Annotated in this window: 11 protein-coding genes; 1 reads left to right on the top strand and 10 read right to left on the bottom strand. The window is 73.2% G+C overall.

Annotation, left to right across the window (positions count from 1 at the left end; translation table 11 throughout):
- Positions 1-148: 148 nt before the first annotated feature.
- The 9 genes from ACFC0D_RS12395 to ACFC0D_RS12355 all read right to left on the bottom strand — a co-directional run bounded on the left by ACFC0D_RS12395 (position 149) and on the right by ACFC0D_RS12355 (position 10,887).
- Positions 149-928 (bottom strand): 4'-phosphopantetheinyl transferase family protein, encoded by a 780-nt coding sequence (locus tag ACFC0D_RS12395; protein WP_376433937.1) that lies wholly within the window; start codon positions 926-928, stop codon positions 149-151.
- A 25-nt stretch (positions 929-953) separates the two neighbouring features.
- Positions 954-1,967, bottom strand: coding sequence for a TauD/TfdA family dioxygenase (locus tag ACFC0D_RS12390; protein ID WP_376433935.1), 1,014 nt, complete (start codon positions 1,965-1,967; stop codon positions 954-956).
- Entirely contained in the window at positions 1,964-2,992 is a 1,029-nt protein-coding gene (locus ACFC0D_RS12385) for a TauD/TfdA family dioxygenase (protein ID WP_376433932.1), read from the bottom strand. The genes ACFC0D_RS12390 and ACFC0D_RS12385 overlap by 4 nt, the downstream gene beginning before the upstream one ends.
- Positions 2,976-3,791 (bottom strand): thioesterase II family protein, encoded by an 816-nt coding sequence (locus tag ACFC0D_RS12380; protein WP_376433930.1) that lies wholly within the window; start codon positions 3,789-3,791, stop codon positions 2,976-2,978. The genes ACFC0D_RS12385 and ACFC0D_RS12380 overlap by 17 nt, the downstream gene beginning before the upstream one ends.
- A gap of 40 nt (positions 3,792-3,831) precedes the next feature.
- Positions 3,832-7,143: an amino acid adenylation domain-containing protein gene (locus tag ACFC0D_RS12375; RefSeq protein ID WP_376433928.1), complete on the bottom strand. Its 3,312-nt coding sequence runs from the start codon at positions 7,141-7,143 to the stop codon at positions 3,832-3,834.
- 153 nt (positions 7,144-7,296) lie between these two features.
- Positions 7,297-7,515, bottom strand: a complete 219-nt coding sequence (locus ACFC0D_RS12370; protein WP_376433926.1) for an MbtH family protein — start codon at positions 7,513-7,515, stop codon at positions 7,297-7,299.
- 130 nt (positions 7,516-7,645) lie between these two features.
- Positions 7,646-10,105 carry an AAA family ATPase gene (locus ACFC0D_RS12365; protein WP_376433924.1) on the bottom strand — a complete coding sequence of 820 codons (2,460 nt, stop codon included), beginning with the start codon at positions 10,103-10,105 and terminating at the stop codon, positions 7,646-7,648.
- Positions 10,106-10,193: 88 nt separating this feature from the next.
- The gene (locus ACFC0D_RS12360; protein ID WP_376433922.1) at positions 10,194-10,379 is read right to left on the bottom strand and encodes a hypothetical protein; all 186 of its coding nucleotides are present in this window, start codon (positions 10,377-10,379) and stop codon (positions 10,194-10,196) included.
- Between the two features lie 187 nt (positions 10,380-10,566).
- Complete coding sequence (locus ACFC0D_RS12355) at positions 10,567-10,887, bottom strand: hypothetical protein (protein WP_376433920.1); 321 nt, start codon at positions 10,885-10,887, stop codon at positions 10,567-10,569.
- A gap of 290 nt (positions 10,888-11,177) precedes the next feature.
- On the opposite strand from ACFC0D_RS12355, the gene ACFC0D_RS12350 reads away from it, so the two are divergent.
- Complete coding sequence (locus tag ACFC0D_RS12350) at positions 11,178-12,173, top strand: LuxR C-terminal-related transcriptional regulator (RefSeq protein WP_376433918.1); 996 nt, start codon at positions 11,178-11,180, stop codon at positions 12,171-12,173.
- A 45-nt stretch (positions 12,174-12,218) separates the two neighbouring features.
- Here ACFC0D_RS12350 and gntD read toward each other — a convergent pair whose 3' ends face one another.
- Positions 12,219-13,232: a guanitoxin biosynthesis L-enduracididine beta-hydroxylase GntD gene (gene gntD, locus ACFC0D_RS12345; protein ID WP_376433916.1), complete on the bottom strand. Its 1,014-nt coding sequence runs from the start codon at positions 13,230-13,232 to the stop codon at positions 12,219-12,221.
- Between the last annotated feature and the right edge of the window lie 41 nt (positions 13,233-13,273).

Genomic DNA, 13,273 nt, shown 5'->3' with positions numbered 1-13,273 from the left:
TTTTTTAATGATCCGGCCCCCCCCGTGATCTACACCTAAATTCTGGTCGGCTGCGTCATTTGTGTATAAGACACTGGGTCGGGGGCCGTCGACTTGGGCTTCTCCTGGGCGTTGGGGCGCCGCGGCCCCGGGTGGGGGCCGCGGCGGTTCAGTGCGGGGGTCCGGGGCGGGGTTCCGCTGCCGACCCGAGGGACGAGGGGTCCAGCCAGCGGATGCTGGGCGGGACGGTGCGCCGGGTGTGGAGTGCGGCGGCGGCCGCGTGGTCGGGCAGGTCGAGGAGGTTGACGATCCGCCACCCCGGCGGCGGTGCGCCCGCCGCGGGGTCCTCGCCCAGGTAGTCCAGGTCGAGGTCCCGTCCGAGACCGGTGCCGATGCCCTTCAGATAGGCCTCCTTGCGGACCCAGAGACGGGCGAAGACCGAGCGGCTGTCCTCCGGCGACGCCGCCTCCACCTCGCGCGTCTCCGCGTGGTGCAGGGCGGCGCCGAGTTCGGCGACGACCTCCAGTTCGGGGAGCGCCTCCACGTCGACGCCGATCGGCACCGACGCCACCCCCACCAGCACCAGGTCGCCGCCGTGCGACAGCGAGAAGTGCAGCGGGGTACGGGCCCGCGCCACCGCGGGGCGGCCGTGCGGGCCGCCGCAGCAGGGGCAGGGCTCCGAGTGGAAGCGCACCGCCTCCGCGGGCACCCCCAGATAGGCGCCGAGGAGCCTTCGGAGCGTGAGGTGCGCCATCGTGTAGCGGTGCCGGTCCCGGTCCTTGACGAAGGAGGACGCCCGGCGTCGCTCGTGCTCGTCGAGGACCGACAGGTCCAGCCCCGCCGGGGTGTCCTCGGGGACGCGCAGGAGCCACAGATCCGCCGCGCCGTCCGCGGGCGCGGGCAGCGAGGTGGGCCAGTCCGCCGGGAGGACGGGCGCGAGGGCCGTCATGGGGTCGCGCACCCCCCGGGGCCGGTCACCGGATGTCCTGGTTCACATGCAGGTCGGACATGGCGACGAGGATGCGCCGGTCGCCGTGGAACGGCTCGCGGGCGTGGGTGGCCAGGAAGTTGTCGACCACGAGCACGTCCCCGCGCTCCCAGGGCAGGGAGACCGCCGCCTCCTTGTACAGCTCGCCGATGAGCTCCACCGCGTCGTCCTCGATGGGCGAGCCGTCGCCGTAGAACGCGTTGCGCGGGACGCCCTCGGGCCCGTACTCGTCGAGCAGGTACTCCGCCACCTCGGCGGGCAGGGTGGAGATGTGCCAGAGGTGGGCGTGGTTGAACCACACGGTCTCACCTGTGCTCGGGTGCCGGCTGACGGCCTGGCGGACCGCCCGGGTGCGCAGTCCGTCTCTGCCGATCCACTCGAACTCGGTCCGCGACTCACGGCAGTACGCCTCGACCTCGGCCCGGTCCTCGGTCTGGAAGACGACCTGCCAGGGGATGTCGAGGTCGGGACTGTAGTTGCGCACGTAGCTGACGCCGTGGCGTCGGAACCGCTCGCGCAGCTCGGCGGGGATCTTCGCGTAGACGGCGCGCTCACTGGCGACCGGGGTGGCGCCGCCCGTCTTCGAGGGCCGGTCTCCGTAGAAGTACAGCCGGCCGGGCCAGTTGTGCGAGTACGACATCTCGTGGTGGAAGGCGATCCACTGGTCCTCGCTGAGTTCGGTCGAGGTGAAGACCTTGTCGGCGATCTCGGTGCGGGGCGCCGCCCGCTCCAGGTAGTCGAGCAGCTCGGGCGAGAACGCGCGGGCCGCGGCGCCGAAGTCCTCCGGGCTGTCCAGGGCGAAGCCGCGGAAGAGCAGGGCGCCGTGGCGTTCCAGCTCGCCGGTCAGCCTGGTGTGGTTGGCGGAGATCCAGCGGTCCAGGCGCAGACCGGGCTCGGCCGCCTCGATCTTGAGGAGGAAGGGCTCGGGGTCCACGGGGGCGGTGGCCACACGGCCCCCGGCGAAGTCGACGGTGCCGCTCCGTTCGCTGTCGACGGTCATGCCACGGCCTCCGCCTCGTCGGCGGCGCCCTCGGCGGTGTCCGCACGGACGGGGTCGGACATCGCGGCGAGGATGCGCCGGGCGCCCTCGAAGGGCTCCCGGGCATGTGCCGTGATCATGTTCTCGACGACCAGGACGTCGCCCTGCTCCCAGTCGAAGCCGGTGGTCTCGGCGGTGAACGCGGCCCGCAGCTCGGCCAGGGTCTCGTCCTCGATCGGGGTGCCGTCGCCGTAGTACGTGTTGTAGGGCAGGTCCTCCTCGTCCAGCGCCTCGCGCAGCCCGGTGCTGACCTCGTCGGGCAGCGAGGTGATGTGGAAGAAGACCGCGTGGTTGAACCAGGTCCGCTCGCCGCTCACCGGGTGGGTGTGGATCGCGGGACGGGTCTGGCGGGTGCGGAGCTGGCCGCCCTCCACCCACTCGACGGAGATGCCGGCGCTCGCGCAGTACGCGGCGACCTGCTCCGGGTCCTCCGTCTGGAACGCCTCCTGCCAGGACAGGCTGATGCCGGGGATGTAGTTGCGTACGTACTGCACGCCGAGACGCTCGAACTTCTCGACCGTCTCGGGACGCAGCGCGGCGAGCACCCGGCGGGAGTTCGCGAGCGGGGTGCGCCCACCGCGGGTGGCGGGCTGCTCGCAGCAGAAGACGATCCGCATCGGCCAGTTGTCCGTGTACGACTGCTCGTTGTGCAGCAGGATGTGCTGGTCGGCGGGGTACTCGGTGGACGTGTAGATGCCGTCCGACACCTCGGTACGGGGCGAGGAGCGTTCGCCGTACTCCAGCACCCGGTCGGACAGGGCGTCCATCACGGAGCGGAACTCGGCGGAGCCGCCGACCGCGAAGTCGCGGAAGAGGACCGCGCCGGCCCGGACGGCGAGGTCGTCGACGAGCGGCCGGTTGGCGCGGATCCACGTGGCGAGGTCCGTGCCGGGCGTGGCCGCGCGGACGAGCGCCGGCAGCGTCCGGCCGTCCTCCCATTCCTGGGGCGCGGCCGGTGCGGCCTGCGGGTCATGCACGAGTGTCATCTGAGGTCTCCAGATCGGTGGGAAGGGCCAGGCGCGGCAGCAGTTCCGCGATCAGGTCGGCCGGCCGGTCCTTGAGGTGGAAGTGGCCGCCGGGCCGGGTGATCAGGGCGAAGTCGCCGTCGGTCAGCTCGCCCCAGGCGCGGGCCTGGTCCGGGGTGTGCCCGGTCTCCCGGTCGCCGCGTACCGCCGTGATCGGGCAGGAGAGGACGGGCAGTTCGCGGGGGCGGTACGTCTCGATGAGCCGGTAGTCGCTGCGCAGCGGGCCCAGCACCAGTTCGAGGAGCTCGGGGTGGTCGAGGACGGCGTCGTCGATGCCGCCCAGTTCCCTGATCCGGTCCAGGAACGCGGCGTCGTCCAGGGTGTGGACGGTGCCGCGCTCCCTGGTGCCCGGGGCGCCGTGACTGGAGACGACGAGGTGGTGGAGCTTGTGGCCCCGCCCCTCCAGACGCCGGGCCACCTCGTAGGCGAGCGAGGCGCCCATGCTGTGGCCGAAGAGGACCAGGGGCAGGTCGCGCAGCGGGAGCAGTGCCTCGGCGACCTGGTCGGCGAGCTCGTGGAGCTCGGGGACGTACGGATCGGCCATCCGGCTCTCGCGGCCCGGGTACTGGACCACCCGGTGGTCGTAGGCGGTGGGCAGCAGGTCCGTCCAGGGGCGGAAGAAGCTGGCCCAGCCGCCGGCGTGCGGCAGGCAGACCAGCCGGACCGCCGCGGAAGCGGCGGCCGGCCGGAAGCTGCGCAGCCACAGCTCCTGCGGGGAGGTGACGCGAACGGCGGGGCGGCCCGCCATCGGGTACGTCATGGGGTTCGGGCTCCGTCGGATCGTGGGGGCGCGGGCGCGGTCAGCCTCGGTACGCGCTGCGGTCGATGCGCGGGATGGGCGCCGCGGCGGGCGGCGTGGCGCCGTCCTGCCCCTCGCCGTCCCGCTGGGCCTGCAGCTGCTCGTCCACGAGGACGGCGAGCGCGGCCACCGTCGGCGCCTGGAGGAACTGACCGATGCGCAGGCCCACTCCGAGGTTGGAGCGGATCCGGGCGATCGCCCGGATCGCCAGCAGGGAGTGGCCGCCCAGGTCGAAGAAGGAGTCGTACACCCCCAGCTTCTCGACCTTGAGGAGCTCGGCGCAGATCTCGGTGATGGCCTCTTCGGTGGAGGTGCGGGGCGCGGTGTGCTCGGGGCCGGCGGCCTGGCGGGTGCCGTCCGGCCGGGGCAGCGCGGACAGGTCCAGCTTGCCGTGGTCGCCCAGCGGCCAGCCGTCGAGGACCATCAGGTGCGCGGGGACCATGGCCTCGGGGAGGCGCTCGCGCAGGTACTCCTGGAGCGCGGGGACGCGTGCGTCGCCGGTGACGTAGCCGACGAGCTGCGGCTGTCCGTCCTCGTCGGGGCGGGCGGTGACCAGGGCGCCGGTGAGGTCCGGGTGGGCGCGCAGGACGGCCTCGATCTCGCCGGTCTCGACGCGGTTGCCGCGGATCTTCACCTGGTTGTCCGCGCGGCCGCGGAACTCGATCGTTCCGTCGGGCCGCCAGCAGACCAGGTCGCCCGTGGCGTACAGCCGCTGTCCGGTGGCGAACGGGTGGGGGACGAAGCTCGCCGCGGTCTGGCCGGGGCGGCCCAGGTAGCCGCGCGCGGTCTGCGCGCCGCCGATGTACAGCTGGCCCGGTACGCCGACCGGCTGGGGGCGGCCGGCGGTGTCGAGGACGTACAGCTGCACGCCCGGGACGGGGCGGCCGATCGGCACCCGGCCGCCCGGTGCGGAGGCGATCCGCCCGGCGGTGACGTCGATGACGGCCTCGGTGGGGCCGTACTGGTTGTGCAGTTCGGCGTTCGGGTAGCGCAGGAGGGTCCGTTCGGCGAGGGCGGCCGGCAGCTCCTCGCCGCCGCTGAGCAGCACGCGAAGGCTGTCGTGACCGCCGTCGGGGCCGTCGAGGAAGGCCGCGAGCATGGACGGCACGAAGTGGCACAGGGTGATCCGGTGCCGGTCGAGGACCTCGTGGAGGTACTCGACGTCACGGTGGCCGCCGGGCCGCGCGCTGACCACGGTGGCGCCGGTGACCAGCGGCCACAGCAGCTCCCACAGGGACACGTCGAAGCCGAGCGGGGTCTTCTGCAGCACCCGGTCGCCGGCGGCGAGCCGGTAGTCGCGCTGCATGCCGTGCAGGCGGTTGAGCAGGCCACGGTGGGTGTTCACGACACCCTTGGGCCGGCCGGTCGAGCCTGAGGTGAACAGGACGTACGCGGCGGAGTCCGCGGCCGTGCGGACGGGCTCCGGGCGGTGGCCGGGCCTGCGTGCGACCTCGCTGCCGGAGATGTCCAGGCGGCGCTGTCCCGGGAAGTGACCGACGAGGTCGGCGGTGGTGACGACGAGGGCGGGGGTGCCGTCCTCGACGAGCTGGTCGAGGCGCGCCTTGGGGTAGTCGGGGTCGAGCGGCAGGTAGACCGCGCCGGCCTTGAACACGCCGAGGACGGCGGGGAGCAGTTCGGCACCGCGGTGCAGGCAGACCGCGACCCGGTCCTCGGATCCGATGCCCCGTTCGGCCAGCAGGTGGGCCATCTGGTTGGCGCGGCGGTCCAGTTCGGCGTAGGTGAGGCTCTCGCCGGTGCCGTCGATCTCCACGGCGACGGCGTCGGGGGTGGCGTCGACCTGCGCCTCGAACCACTGCGGGAGCGCGAGGCCGGTCAGCTCCTCGGTGTCGGTGTTGCTGAACTCCCGGATCACCTGGGCGAGTTCGGTGTCGCCCAGGACGGGGAGATCGTCGACCGGGCGGTCGGGGTTGGCCGCGACGGCGGCGAGGACGGTCTCGAGAGCGGACGCCAGGCGGCCGGCGGTGGCCCGGTCGTACAGCTCGGTGGAGTACTCCAGCCAGCCTGCGAGGCCGCCGTCGCCGTCCGGCGCGAGCTGGACGGAGAGGTCGCAGCGCACGGTGCCGACGAGGGCGGGCAGGACCTGGCAGTCGAGGCCGGGGGCGGAGAAGGCCACCGGGGGCGTGTTGTGCAGGGCCAGCCAGTGGCGCGCCAGCGCGGTCTGGCCGGAGACGTCGCGATCGGCCTTGAGCTCGTGGACGATCCGCTCGAAGGGCACGTCCTGGTGCTCCTGCGCCCGGTTGCACACGTCACGGGTGCGCAGCAGCAGGGAGCGGAACGTGTCGCCCTGCTCCTGCCGTACGCGCAGCGGCAGGGTGTTCACGAAGAAGCCGACGACGTCCTCGAGTTCGGCGCGGCGGCGGCCGGCCATCGGGGTGCCGACGATCACGTCCTCGTCGCCCGACCAGCGGCCGAGCACCGTCGACCAGGCGGCGACCAGGGCCGCGAAGAGGGTGGCCTGGGCCTCGTCGGTGAGCCCGCGCAGCCGGGCGACCAGCTCGGGCGGAAGGGTGATGGGGGCGGTGGCGCCCGCGTAGCTGCGGTCCGCCGGGCGGGGTCGGTCGGTCGGTACGTCGTTGGCGGGCAGGTCCGCGAGCTCCCCGCGCCAGAAGTCCAGCTGTGCGTCGAGGACTCCCTGCTCCCCCCGCTCTCGCTGCCAGACGGCGAAGTCGGCGTACTGGAGGGAGGGTTCGGGCAGCTTGGGCTCCTCGCCACCGGCCAGCGCGGCGTAGGCGGCGCCCAGTTCGCCCATCAGAAGGCCGAGCGACCAGCCGTCGACGACGATGTGGTGGACGCACAGGACGAGGACCCACTCGGGCTCCTCGGCGTCGGTCACCTTCAGCAGGGCGGCGCGCAGCAGCGGTGGCTTCGCGAGGTCGAAGCCCTCGGAGGCGGTCCGGGTCACCTCGGCCGTCACTCCGTCGCCGGTGACCTCCCGGACCGGGAGCTCCAGCGGGAAGCTGCCGGCCGGGTGGACGACCTGCTCGACCCGGTCGCCGTGCTCCTCGATGCCCGTCCGCAGGACCTCGTGGCGGTCGATCAGGAACTCCAGGGAGCGCCGCAGCGCCTCGGCGTCCAGCTCGCCGCGCAGCCGCAGCGCGCCGGAGCCGACGTACATGGCGGAGCCGGGCTGCATCCGCTCGACGACATAGAGGCGCTCCTGCCCGAAGGACAGTTCGGCGCGGGTCGGGTCGCCGCCGCGGCGCGGGATGCGGTCCGCGGCCCGGCCGGCGCCGGCTTCATCCAGCAGCTTGTCGAGGAGCCGCAGCTGCTCGGGCGAGAACGGGGTGCTCAAGGGAATCCTCCGTGGAACGACGATGACGACGGGGCGGCGGGGCGGGGGATCCGCGCCGGCGGGCGGCGTGGACGGCGCCGGCAGCCGGGCGGGTCCACTCCCGGCGGCCGGGCGTGGATCTGTCCCGGCGGCCTGGCGGGGCGGCGGGCCGGTTCAGCCGGCCGACGCCGCCATCTCCTCGCGCAGGCTCAGCGGACGCATGTCCGTCCACACCTCGTCGATGTGCGCCAGGCACTCCTCGCGGGTGCCTGCCGTTCCCTCGGTCCGCCAGCCGGCGGGCGGTTCGGCGTCCGCACGCCAGATGGAGTACTGGAGTTCGTCGTTGAGCACGACGCGGTACTCGGGCTGCTGCTCGCTGCGCTCGTCGGACATGGGTGTTCCCTCTCGCTCGACTGGGGCCAGTTGACGCGGGCGGGCCGATGCTCCGCCGCACACCGGGGCCGTCGAGGGTGGTGAACGCCGTCGGGCGGTGCGATGCGCCTTCCGGGGCACCCCACCTTGTTCACCAGGCGACTTGCGGCTGCAGGCTCCGGTGCTCGTAAGTCAACCCGGGGGCGGTCGCTTTGTAATGTCGGGGCTTCTCCTGATGCGCGGCCGGGCGGGCGGTCGCGTGGTGCGGGCCCTGCCCCTTGCGTTCGGAGCGGCCGACGACGGCGGCGACCTCGGCCCTCGACGACACGTCGAGCTTGCGGAAGATCCGGCCGAGGTGGGTCTCCACCGTCTTGTGGCTCAGCTCCAGGGCGCGCGCGATCTGCTGGTTGGTGCGCCCGCCGCTGACGAGTACGGCGATCTCCAGCTCCCTTTTGCTGAGCGCGGCGAGGCCGGGTTCGGCCTCGACGGGCGTGAGGACCGGTGCCGGGCTCGGGGTCCGGTTCCCCCGCAGGGCGGCGGCCACTTCGGACTTGAGCTCCAGGGCGAGACCCAGCAGGTACGGGGAGTCGACGGCGGCCGCGTTCGTCTCGGCGCACGCGGCGTGCCGTACGGCTCCGGCCAGGTCGCCGGCTTCGAGCTGGAGGCGGGCCATGGCCATGGCCAGTTGCGGGACGACGCCGGTCAGGCGGCGGGCCTCGGCGATGCGCAGACTGCGGCCGAAGTGCAGGGAGGCGGCCTCGGCCCGGCCCAGCGCGGACTCGGTGGCGGCGAGCCAGTACAGGCCGTCGAGATGACGGACGGCGACACCGTCGGGGAGCGCGTCGAGGAGCGGGGCCGCCCGGTCGGCGTACTCGCGGGCCCGGTCGCCGGCCCCGGAGCGTACGGCGGAGGCGGCGAGCAGCGCGAGGAGACGGCCGCGTTCGGCGAGGGGCAGGTCCCCGAGCGGGGGTTCCGTGACCGCGCCGTCGGCGACGCCGGCTCCTTCACCCGTCTCCAGGGCGTGGGCCAGGCGCTCGCCGAGCAGCCGGGCGCGGGCCCTCGTCTCGCGGGCGCCCGGGAGCCGGGAGGCCGCGTCCAGTTCGGCGAGGGCCGCGCCGTGGTCGCCGAGCAACCGCCAGATGCGAGCGCGGCAGCGGTGCGCGGCGGCGGACGTGTCGGGGGCTCCGGGGGCTTGCGCTCCGGGTACGGCGGTGGTGGTGGTGAGGGCGGCGAGGCTCTCCCGGAGACGGCCGGTCAGGGCGAGCGCGCGACCGAGGAGCAGCCGCGTGCGCGCCGTCCGCCCGGAGTCCGCGTCCAGGTCCATCGCGGTACGGGTCCAGGCCGCCGCCTGGACCGGGTCCTGCCACAGCCGCTCGGCGGCCGCGGTCAGCAGGACGCCCGCGCCGGCCGCGTCGCCCTCGACCGCGCTGTGTTCGAGGTGCCGGGCGAGCGGTACGGAGGCGCTGTCGCGCGGGGCGAGCAGGGCGGTGGCCCGTTCGTGGGCGCCCTGGAGCCAGCCGGACCCGGCGGACTGGTAGGCGGCGGCGCGCAGCAGCGGGTTGCGGAAGCGCAGCCCGCGCGCGAGGGCGGTGCCGTGGACCAGGTCCTCGCGCAGCAGTTCGTCCAGCGCGGCGCGCAGGGCGGCACCGTCCAGCTGGGCGACCCGGCCCAGGGCGGCCACGTCGAAGGGTTCGCCGAGGACGGCGGCGGAGCGGGCCGCCAGCCAGCCCGCGGGCGTGAGACCGCGGAAGTCGCGCAGACAGTCGGTGAGGACCTCGATGGGGAGGGGGAAGGCGGTGCTGCCGCAGTGGTCGGGCACCGCGCGCAGGGCGGCGAAGGCCCGCAGGAGTCCGGGGTTGCCGTCGGCCTCCGCCAGCAGGGTCTCGCAGTGGACCCTGCTGAGGTCGTCGGGCAGCAGCGAGAGCGCCTGCTCCTCGCTGAGCGGCACGGTGGGTGAGCGCCTCAGGCGCCCATGGGCGGCGGCCTCCGCGAGCAGGCTCCGGAGCATGCCGTCGCCCTGGCGGGGGCGGTGGGCGATCGCGAGCACGATCCGTCCGGCGGGCGGATGGCCGAGCAGATGGGAGAGGAGGTCGAGCGAGGCGCTGTCGGCCCGGTGGCCGTCGTCGAGCGTGATGAGGAGGGGCTGCTCGGCGGCCAGTGCCTCCAGCAGCGCGTGCAACGCGCGTAGAGCGTGATAGCGATCGGAAGGGGTTTCCGTGATCGGGGGCGCCGCGGCGGCGAGCGCCGGGAAGACGCCGGCGAGCCGGGCGACGTGATGGCGGGCGGGCCCGGTCAGGGCGTCGGTGTCGAAGCGGACGAGGAGGTCGTCCAGGGCGTCGACGAAGATGCCGTACGGGACGGCGGAGAGGGTGGTCGTCGCGTGGCCGGAGGCGGTGCGCCAGCCGTGGGCGGCCGCGTCTCGGGTGAGCTGGTTCAGGAGGGAGGTCTTGCCACTCCACCGCTCGCCCGGTATCTCCACCACGGTGAGGCGGGGGGACGGTTCGTCCGATGCCTCGAAAAGGGATTCCGCGGTCACCGGATCCACCTTTTCCTCGGTGTTGTCGTTCTTCTGGTCGGTTGCATCGAATGCGATCGCACGGACGTCGGACAAGGCATTCGCCTTTCGGTCTCTTGCGTGGCTCTGGGTGCCGATCCCGAATTCCCCGGCGTGGGCCTTCTCGAATTCCCGCGCCTGTTTCCTACTGCCAGCCGAGGGTGTCCCGGGTGGACGCCGTGGCGGTCGTGGCGGTCGCGGCGGCGGCCTCGGAGGCCACGACCGCGGTCGGGGCGGCGGAACCGTCCTGGGCCGCGGCGGAGAGCCCGGCGGAGGCGACGAGGACGGTGAGGACGGCGGCGGCGAGGCGGGCGGCGAGAGTCTTCGACATGGCAGGGCTCCTTGGACGGACGGGCGGTGGAAGTGGCCTGTTCCGGTCAGGGGCTCCGGAACGGCCCGGTGGGCTCGTTCCGGGGCTCGTCCCGGCCGGCGATCACCATCCTGTCCGCGCCCCGGCGGCCTTGTCAGCGGTCGGAGGCGGCACGAAGCGGCCTTTGCATATTGCGTCCACCCCTCGGCTACTCAGGGTTCGGCGGCGCGGCCAGCCCCTCGTAGTACGGCGTCACCAGGGGCGCCTCGCAGCGCAGCAGACGGACGCCGCGCAGGGCGGGATCGAGGCCGATGGCCCGCTCGCAGACCTCCCGGGCGACGGACTCGGCGGCGGCGAGCGAGGGCGCCGCCACGAAGAGGCCGAGGACGGGATGGGGCCGGGCGTCGGCGTGCAGGGAACCGTGGCGCACGCGTTCCTCGGGCCTTCCGAGCGCGCATACGCGAACGTCGGTGTCCTCGGGTATACCCGTCCCCGGCGGCGGTTCGAGGTGGGCGTGAATCAGATACATCCTCCGACTGTGCCGGGCGACGGCCCCTCTCTCCACGAAAATGGCCGGGACGCTTTCTGCCATGGCAGAAAGCGTCCCGGCCGGGGCATCCGACTAACCGATATCCGGCCACCACCGGCCGGAATTCGGTACGCAGACGCACAAGACACACTCCTGCGCACGCCATTCGGAATGCCTGACATGTACCAAATGGCCGCCATGCTCCGACCAGTCGAGGCGTTCACCGGACCGGAACGAGGGGGTGTTATCGTGACGCGAATTTCGGGCAGAACCACGCGGGGGGTTCCAGAATGCTGACCACGTTCGGACTCGATGAAATAGCGGAACGGGTGTACCGGACACTCCTGCTCCGCCCACAGGGGGAGATCGCGGATATCGCGTCGACCGTCGGACTGACCGCCGACGAGTTCCGCGCCAAGCTCGACCAGTTGAGCGCACTGGGATTGCTGCGGGCGCCGTCCGACGATCCCTCGGCCCTGCAGGTCGTCAGCCCCGAGGTGAGCTTCGAGGCACTGCTCGCCCGGCAGCAGGCGGAGCTGGCCGCCCAGCAGCAGCGGATCGCCGAGTCCAGGGCGTTCGCGCAGAAGATGATCGTCGAATACGCCAACCGGCCGATCGCCTCCCGGCCCGGTGAGCAACTCCTCGTCGGTATCGACGAGATACGCGCGGAGATAGCCCGGCTGACCAAGGGCATCACCACCGAGGTGATGTCCTTCGCCCCGGACGGCGCGCAGGACGCGGACACCCTGGAGGCGTCCAAGCCGCTGGACGCGGAGGTACTGGGCCGGGGCGTACGGATGCGCACGGTGTACCTGGACTCCATCCGCAACAACCCGCCCAGCGTGGCGTACGCGGACTGGCTCGCCGAGGCGGGCGGGCAGATCAGGACCGTCGCCTCCCTGCCCATCCGGATGATCATCATCGACCGGTCGATCGCCATCATCCCGGTGGACGGCGAGGACGCCGGCGCGAGCGCCGTCGTGCTGCGCGGCCACGGCACACTTGCGGCGCTGTGCGCCCTGTTCGACCGGGTGTGGGAGTCGGGCGAACCCCTGGGCAAGGCCAGGACGCGGGACTCACGGGGGCTGACCGCCCAGGAGCGCGAGGCCCTGCGTCTGCTCAGCCAGGGGCTGACGGACGAGGCCATCGCCAAGCGCCTCGGCGTCTCGCCGCGCACCGCCCGCCGGATCGCCGCCGACGTCATGGAACTCCTCGGCGCCAAGAGCCGCTTCCAGGCGGGCCTCCTGGCGGCCCACCGCGGCTGGCTCCCCGCCGACGCCGTCTGACCCCGCCCCGCCCGGGCGGGGCGACGGGCGGGGCCTCACCGCCGGTCAGGCGAACACGCGGTCCTGGGCATGGGAGCGCAGGTCGCGGGACTTGCGGAGGTCACGGGTCGAGACCGTCTTCTTGAGCCAGCGGTCCGTGCCGTCGTAGCGCGACGTGAACGCGCGCCGGCCGTGCACCGCCAGATAGTTGTCCACGAAGAGCAGCGAGCCCGCCCCGACGACCACGTCCCGCATCACCTTGTCCAGCGCGTCGACGAGCGCGTCGAGAGCGGCGCGCCCCTCCTCGTCTCCGGGGGTGTGTCGCATGAAGAACGGGTCGATGCGCAGGTACGGATCCTCCGGCGCGCCGAACAGCACGGCCACCGCCTCGGGTTCGTCCCGCATCTGCTGGAGCTTCGCCAGCGAGGGGGCGTCCGGGTCGACGGCCCGCAGCTGCCGCAGGTGCTCGTCGTCGGGGAGGATGAAGTACCGCTTCTGCTGGAGCACGGCCCGGTGCTCCTCGCTCAGCTCGATGTCCCGGACGGACGCCAGGGTCGTCGGGACCTCGTCGACGTTGCGCACGCCGAACAGGCCCAGGTAGTCACAGCGGTACGGATGGAAGCCGTCCTCCGTGTGCCACTCCAGGAGCACGTCGCTGCCGTGCCCGCTCTGCTCGCCCTCCTCGCCGGGGATCGGCAGGACGTTCTGCACGAGACGCCCCCGCTGGAGCGTCGACCAGCCGAAGACCTCGCCGAGGCAGACGGTGAGGAGGGCGAGGTACGCCTCCTCGCGGCGGGTCGAGGTGCTGTCCGCGGCCGCCGTCCAGTGCAAGGGGGTGGGTCCGACGCGCCCGTCGTCCACCGGCAGTCCGCGCACCATGCAGGCGGCGGCGGGCTCCCGGGTGCGGAAGTCCTGGAGGAAGCCCCGCAGCCCGGCGGGCACGTCCGGCACATACCGCCACAGCTCGTCGCTGAAGGAAGGCTCCGCGGGGTCGAGACCGGTCTCCAGGAGCCGGGCGACGACCGCTTCCAGCTGGTCGATCTCGGCGGTGGACAGGTCGTAGGTGAGGACGGACGACATGGTTCTCTCTCTCGATCTCGAAGGTACGAAGGACGGGCGCG

Origin of the sequence: Streptomyces sp. NPDC056222, assembly GCF_042264065.1 — a bacterium.
In the GTDB taxonomy this organism is placed as follows: domain Bacteria; phylum Actinomycetota; class Actinomycetes; order Streptomycetales; family Streptomycetaceae; genus Streptomyces.
This window is presented reverse-complemented; position numbering and strand designations above follow the sequence as displayed.